Origin of the sequence: Geobacillus vulcani PSS1 (assembly GCF_000733845.1) — a bacterium.
Taxonomy (GTDB): domain Bacteria; phylum Bacillota; class Bacilli; order Bacillales; family Anoxybacillaceae; genus Geobacillus; species Geobacillus vulcani.
Genome location: NZ_JPOI01000001.1, coordinates 2,238,612 through 2,265,219, shown reverse-complemented (window position 1 = coordinate 2,265,219; position 26,608 = coordinate 2,238,612). Strand labels below are relative to the sequence as shown.

The following is a 26,608-nucleotide window of genomic DNA, read 5'->3' as shown; positions in this document are numbered from 1 at the left end:
CTCTTGTTTCGCAGGGGACAGCTTTTTCCGTACGTCCGCTTTCTCCTGCCCCTTCAAAGACTCTCCTTGCCCGCTTCGCTTGTGTCGTCAAGCCGTTCCTTGACAAGCGCCAGCGTATAAGCGACGGCCTGACTGTATTGCTTGATGCGGCGCTCAGAAACGGACGGATAAAATGCCTCGACACACAGCTTCGCCATATGGTCGGCGGCGGCTTCAATTTGCTGTTCATGGACATATTTCGGCCGCGCATGGCGAATCCAGCGGGAAGCGGCGTCCTTCCACCGTTCGGCAGCGGCCTGCACCTCTTCGGCCATCGGTTTCACGTCAGCAAAAAAATCCGGCTGCTCGTTCCGCTCGCGGGCGCGCCGGGCGATCAAAAGCAGCTGTTCGTTGTATTGTTGCAGCCGCTCCGTCAACGCCTTAAGTTCCTTTTCCATGGCGATTCCTCCTTATCCATGCCGGCAAATCCGGTTTGCCCATGTGTCCTGCGGCCCGGAGAACGGATGCGTTTTGCCGCGACGCGCTTCTGTTTTATGATACCATACCGACCGGCTCACACCAAATACAGTTTCGACGAAAGCGGAAGTGCAGCACTCTGCTTCTCCTTCTCAAGCCGCTGTTCCACGCCGGCAATCTTCCCTTCAAGGCGTCCGAGCTGCGCTTGATTTTGCTCATAACGCTCTTCGATGACATCGGCGATCACTTTTTCCATTTTCGCATCGACTTGCTCAATGAGTGCGACAATTTCCTGAAGCTGCTTTTCGATCTCCTCTTTTTTAACGAGCCGTTTTTCCATTCCCTCTCCCCCATTTCTCGCATGATGATATTCCATTCGCGGCGGGAAGGACGACTCCTGCCGCGGCGACAAAAGTAGAACGAATTCGGCAAAGAAAGTGGCAAGCAGCCGCCATTCGACATTGCCTCCCTCCCCCGCGCCTGCTTTCGGTCGAGATGAGGGACTTTCCGGTCAGAGAGGATCAAAAAGAAAAAAGGCGCATATGACCAGAGCGTATGGTATAATAAAAACCATTCAAAGGAGATGAACGCGATGACACTCAAATACCCAAGCGGAAAAGAGTATCGCGGAAACAAGCCGAACGCAACGCGCCGGCCGACGGTCGATTATGCCAATCGCGGCATGACGCTCGAAGACGACTTAAACGCGACGAATGAATATTACCGGGAACACGGCATCGCTGTCATCCATAAAAAGCCGACCCCGGTGCAAATCGTGCGCGTCGACTATCCGAAACGGAGCGCCGCCGTCATTACCGAAGCCTACTTCCGACAAGCGTCGACGACCGACTACAACGGTGTGTACCGCGGCAAGTACATCGACTTTGAGGCGAAAGAGACAAAAAACAAAACGGCGTTTCCGCTGAAAAATTTCCACGCTCATCAAATCCGCCATATGGAGCAAGTCGTCGCCCACGGCGGCATTTGTTTTGCGATTTTGCGTTTTTCTTTGCTCAATGAAACGTATTTGCTTGACGCCTCTCATTTGATCGCTTGGTGGAACGAACAGGAAGCCGGCGGACGAAAGTCGATTCCGAAACAAGAGATTGAACAGCACGGACATTCCATTCCGCTTGGCTACCAGCCGAGAATTGATTATATTAGTGTAGTAGACAGCGTGTACTTCACTCGTTGAAGTAAAAACTTGTAAGAAAGGCAGGATTTGCTTATGTCTGGTGAGTATCGTTCTCGCGTGGAACGAAAGCAGGCAGCGAAACAAACGAAACAGAAGAAAGTGAAAACGAAAAAAGGGACCGCTTGGCTAAAAACAATCGCCATTGCGATATTGTTCATCATTGCAATCGCCGCTGTCGGCGGCGTGGCAGCGTTCGCCTACTTCGTCAAGGACGCGCCCCCGCTTGATGAAGCAAAAATTAAAGATCCGCTCTCTTCCATCGTGTACGATATGAATGGGAAGAAAGTCGCCGAACTTGGCGGCTACAAGCGGACATACATTTCATATAAAGACGTGCCCAAAGTGCTTGAAGATGCCGTGCTGGCAACGGAAGACGCCCGCTTTTATGAACATCACGGCATCGATGTCGTCCGCTTGGCTGGCGCCGTCCTTGCCAACATCAAGGAAGGATTTGGTGCGGAAGGCGGCAGCACGATCACCCAGCAAGTCGTCAAAATGACGTTTTTGTCGCCAGAAAAGACGTTGAAGCGAAAAGCGCAAGAGGCATGGCTCGCGCTGCAGCTTGAACAGAAATATTCAAAGCATGAAATTTTGGAAATGTATTTGAACAAAATTTATTATTCCGACGGCATTTATGGCGTCGCGCGGGCCGCTGAATATTATTTTGGCAAGACAGACTTGAAAAAGCTTACCCTTCCGGAAGCGGCGCTGTTAGCCGGCATGCCGCAAAGTCCAAACCGGTATAATCCGTATGACCATCCAGAAGCCGCGAAAAAACGGCGCGATACCGTATTGTCGCTCATGGTGAAACATGGCTTTATCAGCCGGGAAGAAGCGGAAAAAGCGAAACAAGTGCCGATCCAGTCGATGCTCGCTGAGCGGAAAAAACCGCAAAGCTCCGTGCCGTATGACGCTTTCATTGACGAAGTGATCAAAGAAGTGACCGACAAAGCGAACGTCAACGTCTTTGAAGATGGGCTGAAAATTTATACTACGCTCGACCAAGACGTTCAAACATACGTAGAAAAGCTATTAAACTCTGACAACTACTTTACCAATAAGAAAGATCTGCAATCCGGCATCGCCGTCGTCGACACAAAAACAGGCGCCATTCGCGCGTTAGGCGGCGGGCGCCACCGCGATCACGTCGAATTTGGCTTCAACTACGCCATCAAACCGGTCGGCCAGCCCGGTTCGACGATCAAGCCGATTTTGGATTACGGTCCAGCGATCGAATATTTAAAATGGTCAACGGCGCACATTCTCGTTGACGAGCCGTATACGTATTCAGACGGAACGCCGATCCGCAACGCCGGCGGGGGATATATGGGTCCAATCACCTTGCGGACAGCACTGGCAAAATCGCGCAACATTCCGGCGTTAAAAACGTTCCAAGCCGTCGGCAAAGAACGGGCGATGGAGTTTGCCAATCGTCTTGGCATGGGCTTTAGTGAAGTATATGAGCCATATGCGATCGGGGGAGTATCCAACTATGTGTCACCGTTGCAAATGGCCGGCGCCTACACAGCCTTTGGCAACAACGGGATTTACACCAAGCCGTATGCCGTGACGAAAATCGTCTTCCCAGACGGTACAGAAATGGATTTGCAGCCAAAACCGAAACGGGTGATGCACGACTATACTGCTTATATGATCACCGACGTACTGAAAACGGTCATCCGTTCCGGAACTGGTATATTAGCGAATGTCCCAGGGCTTGAGCTCGCAGGCAAAACAGGAACGACGAACTACGGCGAAGACGGCGCCAAATTTGGCCTCCAAAGAGACGATGTGCCGGACAGCTGGATTGTCGGTTATACGCCAAACTATACGGCGGCTATTTGGGTTGGCTTCAGCAAGCGAAGCAGCACGGCAAAACTTAGTATAGAGGAACAAAAAATCCCGAAATACTTGTTGAAAAACTTAATGTCCCATATCGATGACGGCAGTGGGGAATTCAAACAACCGGACAGCGTCGTCAAGCTGCCGATCAAAAAAGGCACGAACCCGCCGAAGCTCGCCGGCAAATACACGCCGGAAAGCGAAATTACGTACGAACTATTTGTGCGCGGCACCGAACCGACGGAAACGGCAAACGACGAGCCGGAAGAGCTGCCGGCGGTGAAAGATTTGACTGCCACGTACGATCAAGTGGCCAACATGCTCTCTATCTCTTGGTCCTACGCTGAACAAACGGATGATACGGTTTTTGAAGTGCGCATCAAAGACAGCAAAGGCCAAACCAACACGGTCACAACGAAAGAACGGTCCATCACGATTGGAAATCCGGAGCCAGGCGCTACCTACACGATCGCCGTGTACGCGAAAGACGGCGAACGAATGAGCAAACCGGCCATTACCAGCGTTCATGTCCCCGGCGGAGAAAATCAAACTCCCGCACCACAACAACCGGGCGACAATAACCAAAACAACGGCGGGCAAAACGGCGGCACCGATCAAGGCAACAGCGGGAATAACGGAAACGAAAACGGCCAGGGGAACAACAATGAACAAAACGGCGGCGCGAGCGGCGGACAAGAAAATGGCAACAGCGGCGGGACCAACACAAACAATGGCCAAACGGATGGAACAAACAATCAAGGAACAAACAACCAAGGAACAAACAACCAAGGAACGAACAGCAGCGGACAAACGAACGGCACGAACGGCGGCACCGGCTCAAACGGCGGAGCGTTGCCTGTCTCCCCGCCGTTAAAAAACGGATCCAGAGCAGGCTTCGGAAGCCGTCCATAACAATTGCATCCAAAAAAAACGGATGGCCTTTTGCGCCATCCGTTTTTTCATGGCAAGCCGGCATGCGACCGCCCATGCCCCCGCATCCATGCCGCCTTTTGTCAGCCCCCTTTCACTTCTCGTTTGTCATCTTTTCCTCTCGTTTCCGCATTCGTTTTTTTCCTTCACGACATAAGTGAAGAAGTGGACATGCTGAACATTGCGGCGCCTGCGCCTTGCAATGGTAGCGGCCGAAAAAAATCATCCGATGGTGGGTGATCGACCATTCTTCTTTTGGGATGTTTTTCATCAGCGTCTTCTCGACTTCCAAAACCGAGTCATCCCAGCGGCAAAAGCCGAGCCGTTTGCTGACGCGCTCAACGTGTGTATCAACCGCGATGGCCGGCACGCCGAACGCAACGGACACAACGACGTTCGCCGTCTTGCGCCCGACGCCCGGCAGCTTCATCAATTCATCGCGGTCGCGCGGCACTTCGCCGTTGTACTTGTCAATCAGCATCGCGCACAGCTTTTGAATGTTTCGCGCTTTGTTCCGATATAAGCCGATCGAGCGGATATCTTGCTCGAGCTCCTCAAGCGGCACGGAAATATAATCGTGCGGCGTCCGATATTTTTCAAACAGCCGTTTCGTCACCTTGTTGACGAGCGCATCAGTGCATTGCGCCGACAAAACGACTGCAATCAGCAGCTCAAACGGATTGCGATGCACCAGCTCGCAGTGCGCATCCGGAAACATTTTCGCCATCTCATCCAAACAGTAGCGGATTTGTTGCTTTGTCAGCACCTCGTCTCCGTTACAGAAAACTTACAAAACTTTATAGAGCGTTAAGTTTCTGTTTCCTTCCTTGTTCATCACGCCCGATTTCGCCGAAGCTGTTCTCGTTTACCTCCCACTTGTATTTAAATCCTCGATCACCACATACGCTGGCTTGGCTTTCACCAACCTCGTTGTGATCTGGCGGGTGTAGTGCAGCTGGATATTTTTTAGCCTTCGACGTTTTTTCAGAACAAGGAATTCCAATTTCTTTATGTTTTCCGTTTTTCTGTAACGGAGTTCACCTCCTTCTGGTTTCGGTTTTCTTCATTTCCTATTTTCGAGACCATTGTCTTTGCATGCGCTTGATGGTTTTTTCAATATTTTCCACTTTAGGTGAGTGATGGATGTTGGGAAATATCATGCCATTGCTCACGGCAGCTAAGGATGATTTTATCCCTAAATCCAGTCGTTAACGAGTCTTCTGTTTCTGTTCGTGATAGACAAGACTCCACTGCATCGTACGTCCATACTCGGAAGTTGTGCAAAGCCGAGCGGAACGGACACCCTTCGCACTTCTCTGAATGAAGTCGCAATATAGCGTTTTCTTCATCCTCTTGATAAGGGGAAGGGGGGCCAACCGTTCTCCTTATCAAGAGGCCACCAAACGAAGGGCGTTTCTCCATTTTATGTGTCTATTTTCTTGACATAATCCCAACCGGTTCAATCGGCCATTTTGGACAAACAAAAACGAGAGACAGCGCCTCTCGTTACGAGTCAAGCCAGTTGAAAAACGGGATCGTCTGTTTAAATTCCCCCGTCGTCTGTTTCGCCGAACGGGAGGACAATTTCGGTTTGCGAAACTTTTTGCCGTAGTCGTGCGCTTGTTCAATCGTGCGAATGCCGTTCTTTTTCCATTCAAACAAAATGCGATCGATGTAGCGGAAATTCAACTTTCCCGACAGCACCGCTTCGCGCAGCGCCGCTTTAATGATGGCCGGCTCATGGCCGTCTTGATCGATCCACATCGCAAGCGTTTCACACTCGAACGGGGAGAGCGGGCGGCCAAACTCCTGCTCAAAAACAGTATATAAGCTCTCCTCTTCCTCCTGCCGGCCGAGTTCCCCCTGTTGAGCCGCTTGGGTGTACAAATGATGCACTAGCTTCTCCCAAAGCGGTTCAAGCGTATACTTTTCGTTGCGAATGCCTTGTTCATCCGTATGCTCTTCAATAGCGATCATCCCTTTTTGCAAGAGCCGACGCACCATGTCCATGCACTCCGCTGCCGAGACCGTCATTCTTTCGGCCAGCTCGGCCGGCGTCGGAAACAAGACGCCTTCTTCGAAAAACGACTGCATATGCAAAAGCAAGACGAGCTCCCCCTCGCTCAACCCAAGCTGCTTGTAGTGGCCAAGCAGCAGCTTCGGGACGGCGATGCTTCCTTGCGCCAGCCATTCGGCCACCTTTTTCTTTTCCATGCCGATGCACCTCAACTATAGTATAACATGACAGCGGCGAAAAAACCCCCTTTTTGCAGGGGGTTTTTTACGGATAAAGCCGGTTGAGCAGCCGCGGGAACGGAATCGTCTCGCGCACATGTTCAACGCCGCAAATCCAAGCGAGGGTGCGCTCAAGGCCGAGCCCGAACCCAGAATGCGGCACAGAACCGTATTTGCGCAAATCCAGATACCATTCATACGCTTCAAGCGGCAAATGGTGCTCTTCCAGACGGCGCTTGAGCAGCTCATAATCGTGAATCCGCTCGGAGCCGCCAATGATTTCTCCGTATCCTTCCGGCGCAATCAAATCGGCGCATAGCACAACGTCGGGACGGTTCGGATCCGGTTGCATATAAAACGGCTTCAGAGAGGTCGGATAGTGGGTGATGAACACCGGTTTGTCAAAACTTTCAGCGATGGCCGTCTCATGCGGCGCACCGAAGTCATCGCCCCATTCAATGTCGGTCAATCCTTTTTCATGCAGCAACTTGATCGCCTCATCATACGTTAGGCGCGGAAACGGCGGTTTGACCAACTCGAGCTTCGACACGTCGCGCCCGAGCCGTCCGAGTTCAAGCCGGCAATGCTCGAGCACCGACTGCACAAGGTAGGAGACGTACTCTTCTTGCAGTCGCAAATTGTCTTCAAACTCATAAAACGCCATTTCCGGCTCCACCATCCAAAACTCAATTAAATGGCGGCGTGTTTTCGATTTTTCGGCGCGGAACGTCGGGCCGAACGAGAACACTTTGCCGAGCGCCATCGCCGCCGCTTCCATATAGAGTTGGCCGCTTTGCGACAAATAGGCCTCCTCATCAAAATATTTCGTATGAAACAGTTCGGTCGTTCCTTCCGGTGCACTGCCAGTCAAAATCGGGGCGTCGATTTTCACAAACCCACGATCGTTGAAAAACTCATACGTCGCCCGGATGACTTCGTTGCGAATTTTCATGATCGCATGTTGGCGCCGCGACCGAAGCCAAAGATGGCGATGGTCCATCAAAAACTCGATGCCGTGCTCTTTCGGCGTAATCGGATAGTCAACCGCTTCTTGAATGACTTGCAAATCGGCAACCGACAGCTCGTAGCCAAATGGGGAGCGCTCGTCAATGCGCACCGTGCCCGTCACATAGAGCGACGTTTCTTGCGTCAATGTTTTTGCGCGCTGAAACACTTCTTCCGAGACGTTCGCCTTTTCAACGACTCCTTGAATAAAGCCAGTGCCGTCGCGCAGTTGCAAAAAGACGATTTTCCCGCTTGAGCGCTTGTTCGCGAGCCAAGCGCCGATCGTCACTTGTTGTCCTACGTATTGATTCACTTCCGCAATCGTCGTTTTCACGCACTGATTCCCTCCAATAATCGACACGTCCATCATTTGCTATTATACCGTTCCGTCGGCGTCACGGCAATGACCAGCCAAAGCAGCGCCAAACGATGCTGCACCCACCAAGCGCCCTTCGGAGCAGCCGCCTGGAGCCAACCGACAGTCCACCGCTCCAACCGACGCGGAAAAAGCGGCTTTGCGCCAAACAAAGCCGCCCTTTTCTTTCCACCCTGACACCTTGGCGCCAAGCACCTTAGGCCCGTGCTTCCATAAACCGGCAGATGCGCTCGACCGCTGTCTCGAGCGCCTCAAGCGAGGTCGCGTACGACAAGCGGACGTTGTCCGGCGCCCCAAACCCAGAACCGGGCACGAGCGCGACTTTCGCTTCCTCCAACAAGGCGGCGACGAACTCATCGACCGTGTGGCAGCCGGCCATATCCGCCGCCTTCCGGGCATTCGGGAACAAATAAAACGCTCCTTGCGGTTTGACGCAGGTGAAGCCTGGAATTTGCACAAGTTTGTCGTAAATGATGTTGAGCCGTTCTTCAAACGCTTGGCGCATTTGTTCGACCGGCTCCTGCGGTCCGCTGTAAGCGGCAATAGCCGCATATTGAGCGATCGATGTCGGATTCGATGTGCTATGGCTTGCTAAATCGGTCATCGCTTGAATGATGTCCTTCGGTCCAGCCGCGTAGCCGATGCGCCACCCTGTCATCGAGTGCGATTTCGATACGCCATTGATGATGACCGTCTGCTTCTTCAGCTCCGGCGACAGCTCGGCGATCGACACATGTTTCGCCCCGCCGTAAATCAATTTTTCATAAATTTCGTCCGAAACGATCAACACGCCATGCGCCAAGCATACTTCCCCGAGCGCTTTCAGCTCCTCGGCCGTATAAATCATGCCGGTCGGATTGCTCGGAGAATTGAGAATGACCGCTTTGGTCCGAGGTGTAATGGCCGCTTTCAACTGTTCCGGCGTCATTTTAAAGTTGTTTTCCTCAAGTCCCTCAACATAAACCGGAATGCCGCCCGCCAGCTTCACTTGCTCCGGGTAGCTCACCCAATACGGCGTCGGAATGATGACCTCATCGCCTTCATCAAGCAGCACTTGAAAGAGCGTATAAAGCGCGTGCTTCGCCCCGACACAAACGATGATTTCCGCCGGCTCGTACGAAAGCCCTTGATCGCGGGCAAACTTTTTGATGATTTCCTCTTTTAACGCCGGCAATCCGCCTGATGGCGTATATTTCGTATGCCCTTCATTCATCGCCTTGATCGCCGCCTCGATAATGTGCTTAGGCGTGTTGAAATCCGGTTCGCCGGCTCCTAAGCCGATCACGTCGTATCCGGCCGCTTTCAGTTCCTTTGCTTTCGCCGTAATGGCCAATGTCGCCGATGGCGTCAGCGACGCCACCCGTTTTGCCAGTTTCATCGTTTCTTCCCCCTTCACGTCCTCACTGTTGAAAACTGTACCTCTTCAGAAAGGCCCCATCCGCAAAATGAAGGTAATAAAAAGAATACCTTCCCTCTGCATCAATATATGTCAACTCCCAAAGAGGCACGCCTTTTTCCATGCCAAGCGTCGCGTCGATGATGCGCCGCGGACGGCGATCGCGCTGCAAAATGGCACGCGCTTCCGTCTCGCTGATGCCGCTGTCCGCGCGCTTGACAACGACATTCCCTTCTTTTTCAGGCACCCAAACGACGATCGCTTTCCCTTGTTTCGTTCTTCCGATGAATACGGTGCACGCTTCGTCGCCATAATATGTATAGACTTTCTTCACATCAGCAAGCCCAGCGGCTTCCTTCGCCCGCGCCAACGCATGTTCCACCATCAGCCGTTTGGGCGCCATCGCCTCGTTATAAATCGACCATGCCTGCCAAATGAGGAATCCAAAAAAAAGCAGAGCGAACCAACCCCACTTTTTCATGGTCGATCACGTCCGATAAATCGTAAAGATGGCTTGGCGCTTGTCGTTTTCATCCAAGGCAAGGCCAAACATCAAATTGTCGCGCTTTAGCGTTCGGTTCAAGCAGTCGACAATTTTGTACAAGTCGTCGGAGTGCTGAACTTTGACGGTAGCGAGCACTTCGATTTTGCTTTCCATTTTCGTCGTTTCCTCCTGTGCGGCGCAAATTTTGTTACTTATACACGCCGGCGGCTCCGGCAACAATACAAATACAGCGAAGGTGACATCAAAGGCGTGCTTCTTCGCACCTCTGCGGCCAAGCCGACAAAGCCAAGCGGCAAGGCGCAAACTGTCATCGCAGTTGTGCTTCTTCCCTATTATAGCAGGTTTGTCCGACCATTTCATAACAAATTTGCCCGCCTACACCGTCAACGCCAATTTGCTTCTTTCCCCCGCTTCATGCGGGGGATTTTTTGCCGCCTGACACCTTTAGATTGCACCGTTTTGTCCATCTTTATGAGAAACAAAGCCCGCTTTAAGTAAGCCAAGTTTCCGCCTTGTCGAGCAGCTCAGAAAGCACGCCCTCATGCACGGAAAGCGGAGGCAAGGAGGCGAGAAAATCCGCTCCGTATGGAGAGACCATCAGCCGCCGATCCAGCACAAATACAGCCCCTTTGTCGTCTTCAGTGCGAATGAGACGGCCAAACCCCTGCTTAAAACGAAGCACGGCCTCAGGAAGGGCCAGCTCAGAAAACGGATCGCCGCCCCCTAAGCGAATGCGCTCGCTTTTTGCCTCCATCACTGGATCGTCCGGAGGCGCAAACGGCAAGCGTGCGATGACAAGCACGTCGAGCGCTGAACCTGGCAGATCGACCCCTTCCCAAAAGCTGCTCGTCCCAAACAACACCGCATGCTCAAACTGTAAAAACGTCCGCAAAAGCTTTGCCGGACTGCCGCTTTGCACCCCTTGAGCGATCAAAACAAACGGCTCGCCTTCTTCCTCGGTCTTCAACGCATCAACCGTCAGTTTCAACAATTCATACGAAGGAAACAACACAAGCACCCGCCGTCCAAGGCGTCGGGCGATCACAAGCACCGAAGCGGCGACCGCCTCAGCGTAATCTTCAAGCGGCACGGCAGAAACGAGGGGCATGTCCGCCGGCACGAAGAGCGCGGCCTGCTCCTCGTAACGAAACGGCGGCGGAAACAAGCGGCAAAGTGGATAAAAATCCTCAAGGCCGAGGCGCTCGGCCATATACGTGAACTGGCCGCGGACAGTGAGCGTCGCCGACGTCAACACGACGCTCCGTTTTTTCATAAACAGTTGATCGGCGAAAAAATCAGCAAGGTCAACCGGCTGCGAGTAAAGGCGGACAGCGTTCGCCGCCCCTTTTTCATCCGCCTCGATCCACCGGACGACACCCGGCTCCTTTTCAGTCAGCAAACGCACAAGCGCAACCATTTGCCGATTGAGAGCCGCCAAATCGGCCGACAGCAAGGCGGACGGGGGGAAATCGCCACTCGCATCAGCGGATAGGAGCGGCTTCACTTCAGCGAATAACAACGCTGTCAAATCGCGCAGACGCCAACATAACTCCACCGCCGCCTGCCACGCCCGGCTCTGTTCGTCCGTCGGCGAAAAGCGATAGCGGCAACGTCCAGCGCGAGCTGGCCTTTTGTCCAACGCATAGCGGCGCAACAGGCGGAACAGCTCGTCCCCTTCAAACTGCAGCTCCTCAAGGCGCCGCTGGCAACGGACAAGAGCCCCATTCGGTGTGGCCTGTTCCGCTTCTAGCCATTTCGCGATCGTCTGCGCGATTTTGGCGGTCAGCAGGCGAAACGACACATAGTCAATCTGCTCGCCAAAACACCGAGCGGCGGCATCTTCAAGCCGGTGCGCCTCATCGATGATCAGATGACGAAACGGCGGCAAAAGCGGCGCCGGGCCGGTCAAATCATGAAGCAAAAGCGCATGGTTGGTAATGACCACATCCGCCTGTTCGGAACGCTCTTTCGCCCGGGCGAAAAAATGATGCCGCCCACCGTCTTCCTCTTCACCGATGGCAAGTGCTGACAATAGGAGACGGGCGCCGGATGACACATTCAATTCGTCCAAGTCGCCGCTGTCGGTCTCAAGCAACCAAACGAGCATCTGACATTTCAAGAGCGCCGCATCGTACGTGTCAGACGGCTCCGACAAAAACGACGCGAACTTGTCAAGGGATAAGTAATTTTGCTTTCCTTTCAAAACAGCAATGCGGAGCGGAAACGGCGCGATTTGCCGCAATACCGGCCAATCGCGGCGAATGAGCTGCTCCTGCAGCTGGAGGGTGTGTGTGCTGATGACGACCCGCTCTTGCTGCTCACAGGCAAAAAAAGCAGCGGGAATTAAATAGGCAAGCGATTTGCCAAGTCCGGTCCCTGCTTCAATGAGCGCGTGCTGGGACGTCGACAGCGCCTCATAAACGAGCCGCATCATCTCCCACTGCCCCGCACGCCGTTGATAGCCGGGAAGCGGAAGGGGCGGCTCCTGTTCGCAAAAGGCAGCGAATGAAGCCAAAGCGGGGCGCCGGCGCCGGTCGCTCTCGTCCGGCTCCGGCGCCGATTTTTTCAACGCAATGCCGCGGTATACGGCGACAGCGCGGTCGGCCGGCGCCTTGTTCCGCTTTTCAGCGATGACCGCATCAAGGAGCAAATAAATATCGCTTTTCAAATGGCGGGCGAAGCGGCGCAGTTGCTCAAGCGTCATGAGCGGCAGACGGTGCAGCCGCTCAAGCAAGGCGATGAACAGCTTGGCAGTCACTTCCGCATCGCTGTCCGCTTGATGCGGACGATCGTGGTGAAGGCCGAGCTGTCTCGCCAAATCCCCGAGCTTATAGCTTTCGGCAGTCGGCAGTACGATGCGGGCGAGCTCGACCGTATCAATCGTCGGACCGGCAAACGGCGGCCAGCCAGCCCGTTCAAGCTCGGCCTGCAAAAACGGCAAATCAAAGTCAACGTTATGGGCGACAAAGTAAGCACCGTGCATCATGGCGGCGATCTCGCCCGCCTTGTCAGCAAACAGCGGCGCTCCTTCGACCATCTGTTCGTTGATGTTCGTCAGCTGCTGAATGAACAGCGGAATAGGCTGTTCCGGGTTAAAAAAGCTGGCAAACCGCTCGACAATCAGGCCATCTTCGACGACCGCCATGCCGAGCTGAATGATCCGATCGCCTTTTTTCGGTCCATTTCCGGTTGTCTCTAAATCAATGATGACAAAACGCGTTGCCATAAACGATCACCTCAAAACGAAAAGGGGCGGAAAGCCCCCTTTTCCCCCTCATTACAAAACCGTATGTGCCGGCTCTTCGGCAATGAGTTGCACAATCCGGTTGTTTTCGTCCATAATCGCGATTTTCGGTCGATGTGCAGAAATTTTTTCCTCCGGAACGAGCACATACGAGATGACAATAATGACGTCCCCTTTTTGCACAAGGCGGGCGGCGGCGCCGTTTAGGCAAAAGACGCCGCTGCCGCGCTCGCCGGGGATGACGTATGTTTCAAAACGGGCTCCATTATTATTGTTCACTACCTGTACTTTTTCATTAGGCACAATGCCGACGGCATCCAAAATATCTTCATCGATCGTAATGCTGCCGACGTAATCGAGATTGGCCTCGGTTACACGAGCGCGGTGAATTTTGGCATTCATGAGCGTGCGAAACATGCTTGCTCCCCCTTTTCATCCCCTTGTTCGCCGGTTTTGGGCAACTCGATGATGATGTTGTCGATCAACCGGGCGCTCGCGAATCGGACGGCGACAGCGATCAGCACTGTCCCGGCAAGCGTCTCGAGCGGCGTTAAATCCGGATATGAACATACTTCGACATAATCGATCTCAGCGTGCGTATGCGCTTCAATACGCTCTCTAACCATCCGGCGGATGGCCGCTGCGCTCCGCTCCCCTCGTTCGACGGCGGAAGCGGCCGCTTGAAGCGCCGCATACAGCGCCGGCGCCTCACTCCGTTCTTGCGGCGACAAATAAACGTTGCGCGAGCTTTTCGCCAGCCCGTCCGCCTCGCGAACCGTCGGCACCGGCACGAGCTCGATTGGAAAATTGAGATCGCGGATCAAGCCGTCGACAACCGCCACCTGTTGGGCATCTTTCATCCCAAAGTACGCTCGGTCGGGCATAACGATGTTGAACAGCTTAATGAGCACCGTCGCCACGCCGTCAAAATGGCCGGGGCGCGACCGTCCGCACAGCACGTCGGCGCGTGCTTGAACGATCGCTCGTACGGTAAGCGGCTCCGGATACATCTCGTCCGCTTCCGGATGAAACAAGACGTCGACCCCGTGCTGTTCGGCGATGCGCCGGTCGCGCTCGAAATCGCGCGGATAACGGGCAAAGTCTTCGTTCGGTCCGAACTGAAGCGGGTTGACGAAAACGCTTAGGACGACGATGTCATTTTCTGCGCGCGCTCGATCGATGAGGGACGTATGCCCTTCATGCAAATAGCCCATCGTCGGAACGAACCCGATCGTCTTTCCTTCACGGCGATATTGGCGCATGAGCGCCTGCATCGCCGCAATCCGATCCATCACAATCATCCTTGTTTTCCTCCGTAAAGCGCCACCCATTCTTCTTCCTTCATCGTAAACGTGTGCGCCGGCTCGGGGAACTGGCGCAGCTTGACATCAGCGACATAGTTGGCTAACGCCTCAACGATCGTCTCTTGGATGGACGCGTATTGTTTCACAAACTTCGGAACGCGGGTGACACCGTAGCCAAGCAAATCGTGATACACGAGCACTTGGCCGTCGACCTCCCCCCCAGCGCCGATGCCGATGACGGGAATGGTGAGTTCCCGGGCCATGGCCGCCCCGAGCTGCTTCGGAACACACTCTAAGACAAGGGCGATCGCTCCCGCCTGCTCGCATTGTTTCGCATCATCGATCAGCTTTTTCGCGCTTTCGGCATCTTTGCCTTGCACTTTATAGCCGCCAAGGACGCCGACCGATTGCGGCGTCAACCCGAGATGGGCGACGACCGGCACGCCGGCTTTCGTCAGCGCGGCGATCATGTCGACGACTTCATCCGCTCCTTCGACTTTAACAGCGTTCGCCCCTGACTCTTGCATGATGCGGCGAGCGTTTTGCAACGCCTCTTCTTTGGATGCATGGTAGGACATAAAAGGCATGTCGGTGACAATAAACGTGTTCGGTGCACCGCGACGAACCGCCTTCGTATGGTGGATCATATCATCGACCGTCACCGGGATCGTTGAATCATACCCGAGCACAACCATGCCAAGTGAATCGCCGACCAAAATCATGTCGACTCCAGCCTGTTCTGCAAGTTTCGCGGACGGAAAATCGTAGGCGGTCACCATCACGATCGGCTCGCCCGCCTGCTTCATGTGGAAAAAATCGGTTTTCGCTTTCACTTTCGTTCCCTCCTCTTTGGCTGCAGAGGAGATGAACCGCCCGAAACAAAACGTCCTTCTTTCCCGCCTTGAGAAAGAAGGACGCCATAAAACCACCGCCGGTTTCGTTCATCCCTCTGTCCTAGTCCTTCAAAAAGGATCAAGGCAGATCATTTCTTTCACCTATTCATGCTGTCGGCCTCGGTGCAGTTCTTCTTGCGAAAGATACTGCCCTTTTCCTCGCTTTGTATTTTAACAAAATTGTCACAATTTTTCTAGTGCCAATTTACAGCTGGATATCGGCAGAATGAATATAATGAACATGGTTTTGCTCGTCTTCCAAAATGAGCCGTCCGTCATCGGTGATGCCGCGGGCAATGCCGCGAATCGCCCCACCCAATGTTCTGGCCGTTACCGGCTTGCCGATCGAGACGGCGTACCCTTCCCAAAGAAGCTTAATCGGGCGAAAGCCGTGTTCTAAATATTGCTTGTACAGCCGCTCAAGTCGGAACAAAATTTCCTGAATGAGCGGTGCGCGCTTCACGCGCGCGCCCTTTTCAATGGCCAGCGATGTGGCGATGGCTCGGATATCCTCCGGAAACTGCTCGATCGTTTGATTGACATTGATGCCAATGCCGATGATGACCGAATGAACACGGTCAGGATCGGCTTGCAGCTCCGTTAAAATGCCGACGCATTTTTTGCCGCTAAGCAAAATGTCATTCGGCCATTTAATGTCTGGGACAAGCCCGGTTATTTCTTGAATCGCTTGGCTGATGGCCACCGCAGCCACGAGCGTCAACTGTGGAGCCTGCTGCGGCGGAATGGGCGGCCGCAAAATGAGGCTCATCCAAATGCCCGTCCCTTTCGGGGAAAACCATTTCCGATCCAAGCGCCCTCGCCCAGCCTTTTGCTCTTCCGCGACGACGAGCGTTCCTTCCGGCGCCCCTTCGTACGCGAGTCTCGCGGCAATGCGTTGCGTTGAATCGACCTCGTCAAAAAAGTGGATGGCATGGCCAAGTTTGTCCGTTTTTAAGCCAAGCTGGACTTCATTGGCCGTCACTTTATCTGGAGTGCTGATAATCCGGTAGCCAAGGCGGCGCACTGCTTCGAGTTCAAATCCTTCTTTGCGCAGCTCCTCGATATGCTTCCATACCGCCGCCCGCGAACAGCCGAGCTGTTCGCTGATTTTTTGCCCGGACAAAAACTCGCCGTTCGCTTCGGCAAACAACTCTAACAGTTTTTTTCGTGTGTCCGATTGCGCTCCATGAGCCATGCGTAAATCCGCTCCTTCTCATTTTCGACTTCGCCGCTGACGACCGCCCGCCAGATGGCATCCAACGTCTCTTTCACCCACGGACCGGCCGGTTTTCCAGCCCAGCGAATGACGTCTTTCCCATTGACGGCAAGCTCCCCTTTCGTTTTGATCGGCAACGACGCAAAGCGACGGCGAAGCTCTTCATGATGCCGTTCAGGCGGCGCGCCGATCAGCGCAGCGCGCACCGCTTCAACCGATAGCGCCCGCTTGAGGCCGGCCAAAAACAACTGTTCGTTCGTCCACGCCTCCGGCCTAGGGACATCATCGAGCGCCGCCAAAATGGCGCCAGCTTCATCGATGACTTTGTTGGGAAGCTTCCAGGCGCGCAAAAACGGACGAATGTCTTTGACATCAAGCGCGCGGCAAAGAAGCGCCCAGCGCTCTTCGCGCTCCGAAAGCCACGGCCAGCGGAAGGCGGCAGCCGAGCGCAGCAGCGGCTCTTTTTCGGCCAGTCCAGGCAAATAAGCGGACAGCCCGGTATCGGCCAACAGCGGCAGCGCCTCGGCGACGAACGGACCGGCGAGCAGCTTTTCCATTTCCATGGTCATCCGTTCGACAGAAATGTGGGCCATAAGCGGTGCGTTTTGGACAATCGCCCGCTTCGTGTCCTCAGCAAGCGCAAATCCAAGTTGGCTGACAAAGCGAACAGCCCGCATCATGCGAAGCGCATCTTCACGAAACCTTTCGTCCGCCGCCCCGACCGTGCAAATGAGCCGACGCTCGATCGCCTCTTGTCCGCCAAACGGATCAATGATCGTTCCATGTTCATCCATGGCAATGGCGTTCATCGTGAAATCACGCCGCTTTAAGTCTTCCTCAAGCGAACGAACGAACGTCACCGACTCCGGACGGCGATGGTCTTCATAATCGCCGTCCGTGCGGAATGTCGTCACTTCGTACGCTGTTCCTTCATGCACGACGACGACCGTGCCGTGTTTCGAACCGACGTCGATGGTTTTCGGAAACAAGCGCATCACTTCTTCCGGCAGCGCGCTTGTCGCGATATCGACGTCGCCGATCGCACGCCCGATCAACAAGTCGCGCACTGCGCCGCCGACAAAATACGCCTCATAACCATGCCGCTTCAATTGTTGGATAATGCCGAGCGCCTGTTCAAACGGCGGTTTCATCGCTTCACCTTCCTTGCCGCAAGCGAAACGTACAGCTGTTCATACTGCCCGACGATGTCGGCCGAGCGGAACTTGCGCTCAACTGTTTGCACCGCCTGTCTCGCCATCTCAGCGTGCAACCGGCAGTCCGTCAACAGCGCCACCGCCTGTCTTGCCGCCTCTTGGACATCGCCAAGCGGGCATAAAAACCCGGTTTTCCCATCCTCAATCACTTCCGGAATCCCGCCGATGGCCGTGCCAATGCACGGAACGCCGCACGCCATCGCTTCAAGCAATACGAGCCCGAAGCTTTCTTTTTCCGACAAAAGCATCATTATATCGCTGATCGAATACAGCTCTTCGAGTTTATCCTGCTTTCCTAAAAAGCGGACATCGTCTTGCAGACCAAGCTCTTTCACAAGCCGGCAGACGACGGTCATTTCCGGGCCGTCGCCGACAAGCAAGAGCTTGGCTGGCACGTGCTGGCGCACGATGGCAAACGCTCGCACTACATCAGGCACGCGCTTCACTTTCCGGAAATTCGAGACATGGATCACAACCCGTTCATCGTCACGAATGCCGTACTCGCGCCGTAAATGGCTCGCTTCCCGGCGACGGTAGACGCGTTCATCGACAAAATTGTAGACGGTATGGATCGTCGCTTGCACATCGAGCAGTTCATACGTCTGTCGGGCAAGGGCGTCAGACACCGCCGTAACGATATCCGACTGCTCGATGCCAAATTTGATCATATCGGAAAGCGATGGGTCATAGCCTAACACGGTGATATCCGTGCCGTGCAGCGTCGTGATGATCGGCAGCTCGCCGACCATTTGCCGCGCCAACACCGCGCAGACGGCATGAGGAACGGCGTAATGGGCATGAAGCACATCAAGCCGTTCCCGCTTGGCCACCTCAGCAATTTTGCTTGCCAATGCCAAATCGTACGGCGGATATTGAAAAACAGAATATTGGTTGACCGTCACTTCATGATAATAAATATTGCCGTACACTTTATTCAAGCGAAACGGCATGCTCGATGAGATAAAGTGAATCTCATGCCCCCGCTCCGCCAGCAGCTTGCCAAGCTCAGTGGCGACCACCCCGGAGCCTCCGACTGTCGGATAGCAGACAATCCCGATTTTCAGCTTCATCGCTCCTCCTCAAACAAATTGGAAAGATGAATCGGCGTTTTCGTCAAAAACCCTTCCGCATACGCCGCACCGATTTGTTGACCGAACCAGCGCTCGCGGCTTTCAATCATCTCGATGTAGCCGTTGGTCAGCGGGGTGTCAACTGAGCCAGCCCGTTTTTGAAATTGGCTCTCATAGGCGCGCAAACTGGCCAGCTTGTCGTCGATCGTTTCGCTAATATCGATGAGAAAATGCGGGCGACAAAAGGCATTGATCATATAATAATACACCGCCCGAACACGATGCGCATCACCAAGCTCTCCAACGCCATAGCGGCGAATGCCGGCGGAAAAGACCGCTTCCTCGACAAGGCGGGCGCATCGCCCGTGATCCGGATGTCGATCTTCCCAATAGGGGGCGAATACAAGGCGCGGCCGGCAGCGGCGGATGACCGCTGCGATCTGACGGATCGCCTCTTCCTCGATGTAAAGGCCGCGGTCAGGCAGTCCGAGATTGAACCGCTCGGATACACCGAGCCGGCGGGCCGCCTCCGCCGCCTCTCTCTGCCGCTCGTCGACCGTGCCGTTGGACGACAGCTCGGCTTTCGTCAAGTCGCAAATGACAATACGGTACCCGCGGCGTACGTATTTGGCGATCGTCCCTCCCATGCCGATTTCGACATCATCCGGATGGGCGCCGAACGCCAACAAATCACACGTCTCCATCATCGCTGTCACCTTTCTGTTTCCTATTCCTCCCCGCCTTTTGTTCGGCCGCGCACAATGCTTCGCCATGCCAAATCGCCGCGCTCCAACGCGCGGATGAGCAGCTCGGCCGTGCCGATGTTCGTCGCCAGCGGCACGGCATAGACGTCGCAAAGCCGCATCAATGCGCTGATGTCCGGCTCATGCGGCTGAGCGGTGAGCGGATCGCGGAAAAAAATGACCAGATCCATTTCATTGCGGGCGATCATCGCCCCGATTTCTTGGTCGCCTCCGTACGGCCCTGATTGGAAACGGTGAACCGAAAGACCGGTCGCCTCCTGGATGCGCAAGCCGGTCGTGCCGGTGGCGTACAATTCGTGGTTTGCCAGCACAGGCGCATAGGCGGTCGCAAAGGCGACCATCTCTTCCTTTTTTTGATCATGGGCAATCAACGCGATTTTCATTCCGTTCTCCCCCGTTTGCGCAGTTTGCACACTATTCCAAAATATGCTCCAGCCCATAGACAAGCGTATGTAAATGCATCACTGTTTCCACTGCCAGCTTCACCCCGGACATAAACGAGCGGCGGTCGAACGAATCGTGGCGGATCGTCAACGTCTGGCCGTTGCCGCCGAAAATCACTTCTTGATGAGCGACAAAGCCCGGCAGACGGACACTGTGGATCGGAATGCCGTCGTAAGCGGCTCCGCGCGCGCCGGCAAGCGTTTCTTTTTCGTTCGGGTGGCCTTGCTTTTTCGACGGTCGCACTTCGGCAATGAGCTGCGCTGTCTTCAACGCCGTTCCCGACGGAGCGTCAAGCTTTTGGTCATGGTGCAATTCAATGATTTCCACATCCGTGAAATATTTGGCCGCCATGCGGGCGAATTTCATCATCAACACTGCTCCGATGGCAAAGTTCGGTGCAATGATGGCGCCGACTTCTTTCTCTTCCGCCAGCTCGGTCAACCGCTCGATCTCTTCCGGCGTAAATCCGGTCGTACCGACGACAGGGCGAACGCCGTGACGCAGCGCCAGCTCGGTGTGCCGCTTTCCGGCTTCCGGCGTGGTCAAATCGATCAAGACATCCGGCTTCACCTCGTCAAAACAGCGGGACGCATCGGTGTAAATCGGGGCGTTGACGCCGGAAAATCCGTCGATCTCCGCTAAATTTTGTCCATCGTAACGACGGTCGATGACCGCGGCTAGTTCAAAGTGATCTGTTTGCTGCACGAGCGCAACTGCTTCTCGGCCCATGCGGCCGCGCGGCCCTGCGATGACAATGCGAATCGTCATGACCCTTCCTCCTTCCGCGTCCAACGGTCGCGGTCGCGGGTGCGGAACTTGTCCATCACCCGGTCGTGCGCCGCCTGCAAATCAATGCCGAGCGAATTGGCAAAGCAAATGAGCACAAACAGCAAATCGCCCAACTCTTCTTCCACCGTTTTTTCTTGTTCGGTCGCCTTTTTCGGTTTTTCCCCGTAGTAGTGGTTCACCTCTCGCGCCAGCTCGCCGAGCTCTTCCGTCAGCCGCGCCAGCATGGCGAGCGGGCTGAAATAGCCTTCTTTGAATTGGCCGATATAGTCATCCACTTCCTGCTGCATTTGTTTCATCGTTTTCTCCTGCATGGCTTGTCACCTCGCCTGTTTCCATGTTAGCGAAAAGCGGCGCATTTGACAAATGTTTTCGCCCGCTGTCCATTCCGTCCGTTTTCGCTCATCATTGCCTATACGGACGAGTTCCTCTATAATTAAGGGCGCCGACTATTTTTGCGGACGGAGGGACGGTATGATTTTTGGACTAAAGATCAAAAACTGCGTGTTTATTTTGCTTGGCGCCGCCATTTTCGCCTTCGGGCTCGTTCATTTCAACATGCAAAACAATTTGGCGGAAGGCGGATTTACCGGCATTACGCTCCTTCTTTATTTTTTGTTCGGACTGGATCCAGCGGTCACCAACTTGGCGCTCAACATCCCGCTCTTTTTCATCGGCTGGAAACTGCTCGGCCGCCAGACGTTTCTCTATACCGTCATCGGCACGGTCGCCGTTTCTGTATTTTTGTCCATCTTTCAACGTTACATGATTCATATGCCGCTTCGACATGACATGACGCTCGCCGCCTTGTTTGCCGGCGTCTTTATCGGCGTCGGCCTCGGCATTATTTTCCGCTACGGCGGCACAACCGGAGGCGTCGATATTATCGCCCGCCTTGTCCATAAATATAAAGGCATCAGCATGGGAAAAACGATGTTTGCTTTTGACGCCACCGTCATCACGCTTTCGCTTCTTCTTTACTTATCCTATCGCGAGGCCATGTATACCCTTGTCGCCGTTTTTATCGCCGCCCGGGTCATCGATTTTATGCAAGAGGGCGGGTATGCAGCGAAAGGAGCGACGATCATCTCGGAAAAAAGCGAAGAGATCGCCAGCCGCATTTTGACGGAGATGGAACGCGGCGTCACCGTGCTCAAAGGCCGCGGCTCGTATACGAAGCGCGACCGTGACGTTTTGTATTGCGTCGTCGCCAAAAACGAACTGCCGCGCTTAAAAAGTGTCATTATATCCGTTGACCCACATGCGTTCGTCGCAGTCACCGATGTGCATGATGTGCTCGGTGAAGGGTTTACGCTTGATGAACAAAAGCGGCCGCTGGAACCATAAAAATCCGCTGGCGCGAAAGTCCAGCCCGAACAAGCCCGACAAGCGCCGCTTGAAAGTGCGGAGGAAGTGCTTGCACAAAGCGACAGGACAACAAAAAAGAGGGGGAAACGCTTCCCCCTCGCAAAAAGCGCCGGCGCTTAGTCTTCCGGCTGCCGCGCTCGCTTCTCTTCCTTTTCTCCTTTGTACTTCCGCCAGCCAACGTACGTCAGCGTCAGCACGATCACTCCGCCAGTGGAAATCATCACCCAAATCAGCGACGGATCAGCCTCGTCCTTTTTCACCCCGGCAAACAGCGCTTCAAGATCTTGACGGGCATCGGCGAGTTGCTCGCGCTGCTCGTCTTCGCTGCGTTGCCAAAACGCGGCTGCCTGCAGCGCCTCCAGATCGTCATCGACCTTTGTCGCGATATCCGGCGGCACGTCAATTTTCACACTCGGCTCGATCAATGTATAACGGTCAAGCAACTGGCGAAGGGCAGCGGCATACGCTTTCTGCTCGCCTTGTTGTGCCGCCTTTTCGACCGCGGCAAACGCCTCCATGACAGCCGGTTCCATCTCCGTCCAAAGCGGCTGGTATGTCGAATGGATGGCGTCAACAACAAGGCGAAACTGGGTGATTGCCGCCACTTTGTCTTCCGCGGAGATCGGCGCCGTCATCGCCTTGACTGCCTGCTCGTGCGTCACGGTCACCGCCCGCAATTCATCGGCCGATTTCAACCGTTCTTTTGCCCCAAGGGCGAAAAACCGCTCAGAAAAATAGCGGAGCACTTCTTTTGCTTCGGCAAAACGACCGTTTTTCGCCAATTGCAGCGCCTCGTCGGAAATATCATCCAACTGCTCCCAACCGTTTGTTTGTCCAGCCGCGCCAATGGGTGCTGGCCATAAAAAGGCGAGCGACAACAGCATGGCTAGCCCGATTCGCTTCATCATCGTCCCTCCCTCATCCACTAGTACAATGTATGAAGGAGTGGACAAGAGTAGACCAGGCAACTGCTATATAGAAAGCTGCCGCCCAACGTTCCTCCTTGTGTTCAACGCTCTACTCTGATGCCTGCCGGAAAGACATGCCGCCCGGCAGAAGCGGCTGGCGCCGGAGGCGAACGCCAAGCTGATACGCAACGGCAATCGATGCGATGCTCAACCAAAACGTAAAATAGCCGATTTCGTTGGCGTAGTCAGCTAGCACACTGTAGCGCGGCATCATGCCAAACACGTAGTCAATGACATCGTTATGCAGCGTCCACACGGCCGCTAGCATAAGGTGAAGGAAGCGGAATCGATAAAACCGGGCATACAGCATTCCTTCGATCGCCATCGCCCCGTGCGAAACGATGAGCATCCAGCCGGCCCAATCGAGCGTGCCGGTGACGCGCCAAACGAGCACATTCATAATGACTGCCCAAATTCCATACTTAACAAGCGTCACCAAAGCCAACGCTTCAAAAAGCGGCGCCGACCTGCCGAAAAGCCATGCCACAAGGACAACAAGAAAAAAAAGGCTCGCCGTCGGACTGTCAGGAACAAACGGCAAAAAGACGGGCGGCGTATCGGCAAGTTGATAGCGATACCAATAATATCCATAGATGGTGCCGGCCGCGTTGGCGAACAAGAGCAACCAAACAACCGGCCGGGAAGCCAACAGCGCATAAAACCATGCCATCATCTGCACCTCGCCTCGGTTTCATGTTGGCACGAAAAAAGCTGACTAACGCGAGTCAGCTTTTTCGTGTCGAAACGATTATTCCGCTTTTAGTCCGGCGATGAATTCGGACAGTTTTTTCAACTCTTCATCCGTGCCCTTAAAGACGCCAGGCGGCATGTTGCCTTTCCCTTCTCTCGCGATTTTCGCGATTTCTTCTGGTTTCAAGCCGGTGCCGATGAGCGACGGACCAGCGCCGCCGGACAAGTTTTGTCCGTGGCACGATGTACATGTATTCGCTTGGGCGATTTTATAGCCTTCCGCATTCGTGTCAATTTTCACTTCCGCCCGAATTTTCCCTTGTTCAGCCGCTTTTTTCCAGTCGTGCGTGACGACCGCTTCCCATGTCAAATAAATCATCGCCGCAAGCGCCAACAGCATCATCCCGGTCGCTACCGGACGCTTCCAAGGACGACGCTCCGGGCCGCGGTCCAAAAACGGCGCCAACAAGAGCGCGCCGAACGCCAATCCTGGGATGATGATCGCGCCGACGACCGTATACGGCCCAGACGCATACGAATATTTGAGCAATTGGTATAAGAACAAGAAATACCAGTCAGGCAGCGGCACGTACGTCGTGTCCGTCGGGTCGGCGATCCGCTCAAGCGGCGACGGATGGGCGACCGTCAAGCATAAGAAACCGACGAGAAAGACCGAGCCGACCAGCCATTCCTTGAGCAGGAAGTTCGGCCAAAACACTTCCGTTTTCCCGGGATATTCCGAATAGTCTTTTGGAATATTCGGTTTTCTCACCGCGGGAACACGGGAATCGCCGACGAATTTCATTCCTTTTCCGCGATGCATTGCGTGGTTCCCTCCTTTTTTCTATCGCCTGCAAACGTCGGGCCGACCGATCATAGCGGACCGGAAATGCCTTGTCTGCGAATCATTAAAAAGTGCGCTGCCATTAAGCCGAGTAAAGCGGCCGGCAAGAAGAAGACATGAATGGCAAAGAAGCGCGTCAGCGTTTGCGCACCGACAATTTCTGGGTCCCCAGCCAACAGCGTCTTGATCGCCGGGCCGATGAGCGGCGTCGCTTCCGCGATTTGCAAACCAACTTTCGTCGCAAACAGCGCTTTCATGTCCCAAGGCAACAAGTAGCCGGTGAAGCCAAGACCCATCATCACCATAAAGATCAATACACCGACGATCCAGTTCATTTCACGCGGCTTTTTATACGCCCCTTGGAAAAAGACGCGCAGCGTATGTAAAAACATCATGACGATGACAAGGCTCGCCCCCCAGTGGTGCATGCCGCGCACAATTTGGCCGAACGCCACTTCGTTTTGCAAATAATACACCGATTCCCACGCATTTTTAATATCCGGGACGTAGTACATCGTCAAAAACATGCCGGACAAAATTTGAATGACCGTGACAAAAAACGTCAGCCCGCCGAAACAATAGACAAAGGCAGAAAAGTGATGGGCCGGGTTGACATGCTCCGGAACTTCGTGATCGGCAATATCCCGCCACAAAGGCGTAATATCTAAGCGCTCATCCACCCAGTCGTACAGCTTGTTTAACACGCATTACGCCTCCTTTCTTGGTTTCGCCTTGCCTAAATACAGCTTGCCGTCTTTCACTTTGTACTCATAACGGTCAAGCGGAGCTTGCGGCGGTGTTCCCGGAACGTTCGTGCCATCCTTCTCATAGCGCCCATAGTGGCATGGGCAGAAAAATTGGTTCGGATGTTCCTTGTCCGTGTTCCAGTCGACCGTACAGCCGAGGTGTTTGCAGATCGGCGACAGGGCGATGATCTCCCCTTTGTCCGTTTTATACACCCATGCTGATTTTGGCTCTTCCGACTCGTACCAAGCGTCTTTCACCTTCACTTTAAAGTCGAAGCGCTTCGGTTCGGTCGTAATCTCTTTGACGTCTGCTACCGCGACCATCTCCGTCCCTGCTTCATCCTTCAAGATCGGGTCGAAAGCAAAACGAAGCATCGGCATGAGCATCCCTGCCGCCATAAAACCGCCGACGCCGGTCAGCGTGTAGTTTAAAAACTGACGTCTCGTTACGCGATGTTTGTTGTCGCTCATCGTCTTCCCCCCTCTATGCAAAATCAAGTCCGCACCGGACGATTGTATGTATAACACATATGGAAAACTAGGACATTCTAATGATAGCTCAATTGCTGGACAAGGTCAATATCGCAGGCGGCAAAACGTCGGACTTTGCCGCGTCTACTCTTGCATCCAGCGACCGACGAGAAAGCGGAGCAGCTCGGCGGCCTGCTCTCTGACAAGCTCGTGCTTGTACGATTCACCCATGCTCTCGAGCGGAACAACCGGAACGACCCAAACGCGGTCGGCTTCTTCGCCCTCTTGCCACGAACGGTCGCACGTCACATAAAACAAATGCTTCATTCCTTCCCGTCTAAGCCGGTTGGTCCAATCCGCCAGCCTTTCAGTAAGCAGCGCTCGCGGCTCATCGGCAAAATACACAAACGACGGCAACAAAAACACCCGGCCCTTCAGCTGTCGCTCGACCTCAGCCGCAATGAGCCCGACAAGCTCCCCGCCGGAAGCGAGCCGCTTCGCTCCTTGGCCGAAAGCCACCGGCAGAAGCGGAAGAAGCGCCGTGTCGATGTAGTCGCGCTCTTGTTCATAGAGGGCGACGTCCTCGCCTGTCCACTTCATTCGCACTCTCCTTTGCCTTAAAGTTTCTTCCCTTCATCACCATACC

The 26,608-nt window shown here is 54.3% G+C and carries 29 protein-coding genes; 3 read left to right on the top strand and 26 right to left on the bottom strand.

Annotated elements, in window-relative coordinates:
- Nucleotides 1-53 precede the first annotated feature (53 nt).
- Nucleotides 54-437 carry a YppE family protein gene (locus tag N685_RS0112290; protein WP_031408762.1) on the bottom strand — a complete coding sequence of 128 codons (384 nt, stop codon included), beginning with the start codon at nucleotides 435-437 and terminating at the stop codon, nucleotides 54-56.
- Nucleotides 438-553: 116 nt separating this feature from the next.
- Nucleotides 554-796 carry a hypothetical protein gene (locus N685_RS0112285; protein WP_031408760.1) on the bottom strand — a complete coding sequence of 81 codons (243 nt, stop codon included), beginning with the start codon at nucleotides 794-796 and terminating at the stop codon, nucleotides 554-556.
- 252 nt (nucleotides 797-1,048) lie between these two features.
- On the opposite strand from N685_RS0112285, the gene recU reads away from it, so the two are divergent.
- Nucleotides 1,049-1,651 carry a Holliday junction resolvase RecU gene (gene recU, locus N685_RS0112280; protein ID WP_031408758.1) on the top strand — a complete coding sequence of 201 codons (603 nt, stop codon included), beginning with the start codon at nucleotides 1,049-1,051 and terminating at the stop codon, nucleotides 1,649-1,651.
- 33 nt (nucleotides 1,652-1,684) lie between these two features.
- Nucleotides 1,685-4,405 (top strand): PBP1A family penicillin-binding protein, encoded by a 2,721-nt coding sequence (locus N685_RS0112275; protein WP_031408756.1) that lies wholly within the window; start codon nucleotides 1,685-1,687, stop codon nucleotides 4,403-4,405.
- A 112-nt stretch (nucleotides 4,406-4,517) separates the two neighbouring features.
- Here N685_RS0112275 and nth read toward each other — a convergent pair whose 3' ends face one another.
- The 18 genes from nth to N685_RS0112175 form a co-directional block, all read right to left on the bottom strand.
- Nucleotides 4,518-5,189, bottom strand: coding sequence for an endonuclease III (nth, locus tag N685_RS0112265; RefSeq protein WP_031408754.1), 672 nt, complete (start codon nucleotides 5,187-5,189; stop codon nucleotides 4,518-4,520).
- A gap of 740 nt (nucleotides 5,190-5,929) precedes the next feature.
- Nucleotides 5,930-6,637, bottom strand: a complete 708-nt coding sequence (locus N685_RS0112255) for a DnaD domain-containing protein (RefSeq protein WP_031408753.1) — start codon at nucleotides 6,635-6,637, stop codon at nucleotides 5,930-5,932.
- Nucleotides 6,638-6,704: 67 nt separating this feature from the next.
- Nucleotides 6,705-7,997: an asparagine--tRNA ligase gene (gene asnS / locus N685_RS0112250; protein ID WP_031408751.1), complete on the bottom strand. Its 1,293-nt coding sequence runs from the start codon at nucleotides 7,995-7,997 to the stop codon at nucleotides 6,705-6,707.
- A gap of 42 nt (nucleotides 7,998-8,039) precedes the next feature.
- Nucleotides 8,040-8,219, bottom strand: coding sequence for a hypothetical protein (locus tag N685_RS19600; RefSeq protein WP_156961394.1), 180 nt, complete (start codon nucleotides 8,217-8,219; stop codon nucleotides 8,040-8,042).
- Between the two features lie 16 nt (nucleotides 8,220-8,235).
- Nucleotides 8,236-9,417, bottom strand: coding sequence for a pyridoxal phosphate-dependent aminotransferase (locus N685_RS0112240; protein WP_031408749.1), 1,182 nt, complete (start codon nucleotides 9,415-9,417; stop codon nucleotides 8,236-8,238).
- Nucleotides 9,418-9,439: 22 nt separating this feature from the next.
- Nucleotides 9,440-9,916 carry a cell wall elongation regulator TseB-like domain-containing protein gene (locus tag N685_RS0112235; protein ID WP_031408748.1) on the bottom strand — a complete coding sequence of 159 codons (477 nt, stop codon included), beginning with the start codon at nucleotides 9,914-9,916 and terminating at the stop codon, nucleotides 9,440-9,442.
- 6 nt (nucleotides 9,917-9,922) lie between these two features.
- On the bottom strand, nucleotides 9,923-10,093 hold the full coding sequence (locus tag N685_RS19090; protein ID WP_011231659.1) for a YpmA family protein: 171 nt from the start codon (nucleotides 10,091-10,093) through the stop codon (nucleotides 9,923-9,925).
- Between the two features lie 337 nt (nucleotides 10,094-10,430).
- Nucleotides 10,431-13,166, bottom strand: coding sequence for an ATP-dependent DNA helicase DinG (gene dinG / locus N685_RS0112225; RefSeq protein WP_031408746.1), 2,736 nt, complete (start codon nucleotides 13,164-13,166; stop codon nucleotides 10,431-10,433).
- 51 nt (nucleotides 13,167-13,217) lie between these two features.
- The gene (panD, locus tag N685_RS0112220) at nucleotides 13,218-13,601 is read right to left on the bottom strand and encodes an aspartate 1-decarboxylase (protein WP_031408744.1); all 384 of its coding nucleotides are present in this window, start codon (nucleotides 13,599-13,601) and stop codon (nucleotides 13,218-13,220) included.
- Complete coding sequence (gene panC / locus N685_RS0112215) at nucleotides 13,583-14,485, bottom strand: pantoate--beta-alanine ligase (RefSeq protein ID WP_031408742.1); 903 nt, start codon at nucleotides 14,483-14,485, stop codon at nucleotides 13,583-13,585. The genes panD and panC overlap by 19 nt, the downstream gene beginning before the upstream one ends.
- The gene (gene panB, locus N685_RS0112210; RefSeq protein ID WP_031408740.1) at nucleotides 14,482-15,321 is read right to left on the bottom strand and encodes a 3-methyl-2-oxobutanoate hydroxymethyltransferase; all 840 of its coding nucleotides are present in this window, start codon (nucleotides 15,319-15,321) and stop codon (nucleotides 14,482-14,484) included. Before panB ends, panC begins: the two co-directional genes overlap by 4 nt.
- Nucleotides 15,322-15,586: 265 nt before the next feature.
- Nucleotides 15,587-16,576 (bottom strand): bifunctional biotin--[acetyl-CoA-carboxylase] synthetase/biotin operon repressor, encoded by a 990-nt coding sequence (locus N685_RS0112205; RefSeq protein WP_031408738.1) that lies wholly within the window; start codon nucleotides 16,574-16,576, stop codon nucleotides 15,587-15,589.
- The gene (locus N685_RS0112200) at nucleotides 16,534-17,748 is read right to left on the bottom strand and encodes a CCA tRNA nucleotidyltransferase (RefSeq protein WP_031408736.1); all 1,215 of its coding nucleotides are present in this window, start codon (nucleotides 17,746-17,748) and stop codon (nucleotides 16,534-16,536) included. The genes N685_RS0112205 and N685_RS0112200 overlap by 43 nt, the downstream gene beginning before the upstream one ends.
- A complete protein-coding gene (gene bshA / locus N685_RS0112195; RefSeq protein ID WP_031408734.1) occupies nucleotides 17,745-18,881 on the bottom strand; it encodes an N-acetyl-alpha-D-glucosaminyl L-malate synthase BshA in 1,137 nt (378 codons plus the stop codon). The genes N685_RS0112200 and bshA overlap by 4 nt, the downstream gene beginning before the upstream one ends.
- On the bottom strand, nucleotides 18,878-19,588 hold the full coding sequence (bshB1, locus tag N685_RS0112190; RefSeq protein ID WP_031408732.1) for a bacillithiol biosynthesis deacetylase BshB1: 711 nt from the start codon (nucleotides 19,586-19,588) through the stop codon (nucleotides 18,878-18,880). Before bshB1 ends, bshA begins: the two co-directional genes overlap by 4 nt.
- Before the next feature lie 20 nt (nucleotides 19,589-19,608).
- The gene (gene mgsA / locus N685_RS0112185; protein WP_031408730.1) at nucleotides 19,609-20,028 is read right to left on the bottom strand and encodes a methylglyoxal synthase; all 420 of its coding nucleotides are present in this window, start codon (nucleotides 20,026-20,028) and stop codon (nucleotides 19,609-19,611) included.
- Between the two features lie 31 nt (nucleotides 20,029-20,059).
- Nucleotides 20,060-20,857 (bottom strand): 4-hydroxy-tetrahydrodipicolinate reductase, encoded by a 798-nt coding sequence (gene dapB / locus N685_RS0112180; protein WP_031408728.1) that lies wholly within the window; start codon nucleotides 20,855-20,857, stop codon nucleotides 20,060-20,062.
- The gene (locus tag N685_RS0112175) at nucleotides 20,854-21,189 is read right to left on the bottom strand and encodes a nucleotide pyrophosphohydrolase (RefSeq protein ID WP_031408726.1); all 336 of its coding nucleotides are present in this window, start codon (nucleotides 21,187-21,189) and stop codon (nucleotides 20,854-20,856) included. The genes dapB and N685_RS0112175 overlap by 4 nt, the downstream gene beginning before the upstream one ends.
- A gap of 160 nt (nucleotides 21,190-21,349) precedes the next feature.
- On the opposite strand from N685_RS0112175, the gene N685_RS0112170 reads away from it, so the two are divergent.
- Nucleotides 21,350-22,222, top strand: a complete 873-nt coding sequence (locus N685_RS0112170; protein ID WP_031408724.1) for a YitT family protein — start codon at nucleotides 21,350-21,352, stop codon at nucleotides 22,220-22,222.
- 137 nt (nucleotides 22,223-22,359) lie between these two features.
- Here the strand turns inward: N685_RS0112170 and ypjB are convergent, their stop codons facing one another.
- The 6 genes from ypjB to N685_RS0112140 form a co-directional block, all read right to left on the bottom strand.
- Nucleotides 22,360-23,148 (bottom strand): sporulation protein YpjB, encoded by a 789-nt coding sequence (gene ypjB / locus N685_RS0112165; protein ID WP_031408722.1) that lies wholly within the window; start codon nucleotides 23,146-23,148, stop codon nucleotides 22,360-22,362.
- A 112-nt stretch (nucleotides 23,149-23,260) separates the two neighbouring features.
- Entirely contained in the window at nucleotides 23,261-23,881 is a 621-nt protein-coding gene (locus N685_RS0112160) for a lipoprotein heptaprenylglyceryl N-acetyltransferase LhaT (RefSeq protein WP_031408720.1), read from the bottom strand.
- A gap of 78 nt (nucleotides 23,882-23,959) precedes the next feature.
- Nucleotides 23,960-24,724: a menaquinol-cytochrome c reductase cytochrome b/c subunit gene (locus N685_RS0112155; protein ID WP_011231675.1), complete on the bottom strand. Its 765-nt coding sequence runs from the start codon at nucleotides 24,722-24,724 to the stop codon at nucleotides 23,960-23,962.
- A gap of 50 nt (nucleotides 24,725-24,774) precedes the next feature.
- The gene (qcrB, locus tag N685_RS0112150; RefSeq protein ID WP_011231676.1) at nucleotides 24,775-25,449 is read right to left on the bottom strand and encodes a menaquinol-cytochrome c reductase cytochrome b subunit; all 675 of its coding nucleotides are present in this window, start codon (nucleotides 25,447-25,449) and stop codon (nucleotides 24,775-24,777) included.
- Nucleotides 25,450-25,452: 3 nt separating this feature from the next.
- Nucleotides 25,453-25,962: a QcrA and Rieske domain-containing protein gene (locus N685_RS0112145; RefSeq protein WP_011231677.1), complete on the bottom strand. Its 510-nt coding sequence runs from the start codon at nucleotides 25,960-25,962 to the stop codon at nucleotides 25,453-25,455.
- A gap of 144 nt (nucleotides 25,963-26,106) precedes the next feature.
- Nucleotides 26,107-26,562: a YpiF family protein gene (locus tag N685_RS0112140; RefSeq protein ID WP_031408717.1), complete on the bottom strand. Its 456-nt coding sequence runs from the start codon at nucleotides 26,560-26,562 to the stop codon at nucleotides 26,107-26,109.
- Nucleotides 26,563-26,608: the final 46 nt, after the last annotated feature.

Excerpts from the sequence above, each read along its gene's own strand:
- N685_RS0112290 (WP_031408762.1), bottom strand. The coding sequence starts at position 437 with ATGGAAAAGGAACTTAAGGCGTTGACGGAGCGGCTGCAACAATACAAC.
- N685_RS0112285 (WP_031408760.1), bottom strand. The coding sequence starts at position 796 with ATGGAAAAACGGCTCGTTAAAAAAGAGGAGATCGAAAAGCAGCTTCAG.
- recU (WP_031408758.1), top strand. The coding sequence starts at position 1,049 with ATGACACTCAAATACCCAAGCGGAAAAGAGTATCGCGGAAACAAGCCG.
- N685_RS0112275 (WP_031408756.1), top strand. The coding sequence starts at position 1,685 with ATGTCTGGTGAGTATCGTTCTCGCGTGGAACGAAAGCAGGCAGCGAAA.
- N685_RS0112255 (WP_031408753.1), bottom strand. The coding sequence starts at position 6,637 with ATGGAAAAGAAAAAGGTGGCCGAATGGCTGGCGCAAGGAAGCATCGCC.
- N685_RS0112240 (WP_031408749.1), bottom strand. The coding sequence starts at position 9,417 with ATGAAACTGGCAAAACGGGTGGCGTCGCTGACGCCATCGGCGACATTG.
- N685_RS0112235 (WP_031408748.1), bottom strand. The coding sequence starts at position 9,916 with ATGAAAAAGTGGGGTTGGTTCGCTCTGCTTTTTTTTGGATTCCTCATT.
- N685_RS19090 (WP_011231659.1), bottom strand. The coding sequence starts at position 10,093 with ATGGAAAGCAAAATCGAAGTGCTCGCTACCGTCAAAGTTCAGCACTCC.
- dinG (WP_031408746.1), bottom strand. The coding sequence starts at position 13,166 with ATGGCAACGCGTTTTGTCATCATTGATTTAGAGACAACCGGAAATGGA.
- panD (WP_031408744.1), bottom strand. The coding sequence starts at position 13,601 with ATGTTTCGCACGCTCATGAATGCCAAAATTCACCGCGCTCGTGTAACC.
- panC (WP_031408742.1), bottom strand. The coding sequence starts at position 14,485 with ATGATTGTGATGGATCGGATTGCGGCGATGCAGGCGCTCATGCGCCAA.
- N685_RS0112205 (WP_031408738.1), bottom strand. The coding sequence starts at position 16,576 with ATGGCTCATGGAGCGCAATCGGACACACGAAAAAAACTGTTAGAGTTG.
- N685_RS0112200 (WP_031408736.1), bottom strand. The coding sequence starts at position 17,748 with ATGAAACCGCCGTTTGAACAGGCGCTCGGCATTATCCAACAATTGAAG.
- bshA (WP_031408734.1), bottom strand. The coding sequence starts at position 18,881 with ATGAAGCTGAAAATCGGGATTGTCTGCTATCCGACAGTCGGAGGCTCC.
- bshB1 (WP_031408732.1), bottom strand. The coding sequence starts at position 19,588 with ATGATGGAGACGTGTGATTTGTTGGCGTTCGGCGCCCATCCGGATGAT.
- mgsA (WP_031408730.1), bottom strand. The coding sequence starts at position 20,028 with ATGAAAATCGCGTTGATTGCCCATGATCAAAAAAAGGAAGAGATGGTC.
- dapB (WP_031408728.1), bottom strand. The coding sequence starts at position 20,857 with ATGACGATTCGCATTGTCATCGCAGGGCCGCGCGGCCGCATGGGCCGA.
- N685_RS0112175 (WP_031408726.1), bottom strand. The coding sequence starts at position 21,189 with ATGCAGGAGAAAACGATGAAACAAATGCAGCAGGAAGTGGATGACTAT.
- N685_RS0112170 (WP_031408724.1), top strand. The coding sequence starts at position 21,350 with ATGATTTTTGGACTAAAGATCAAAAACTGCGTGTTTATTTTGCTTGGC.
- ypjB (WP_031408722.1), bottom strand. The coding sequence starts at position 23,148 with ATGAAGCGAATCGGGCTAGCCATGCTGTTGTCGCTCGCCTTTTTATGG.
- N685_RS0112160 (WP_031408720.1), bottom strand. The coding sequence starts at position 23,881 with ATGGCATGGTTTTATGCGCTGTTGGCTTCCCGGCCGGTTGTTTGGTTG.
- N685_RS0112155 (WP_011231675.1), bottom strand. The coding sequence starts at position 24,724 with ATGCATCGCGGAAAAGGAATGAAATTCGTCGGCGATTCCCGTGTTCCC.
- N685_RS0112145 (WP_011231677.1), bottom strand. The coding sequence starts at position 25,962 with ATGAGCGACAACAAACATCGCGTAACGAGACGTCAGTTTTTAAACTAC.
- N685_RS0112140 (WP_031408717.1), bottom strand. The coding sequence starts at position 26,562 with ATGAAGTGGACAGGCGAGGACGTCGCCCTCTATGAACAAGAGCGCGAC.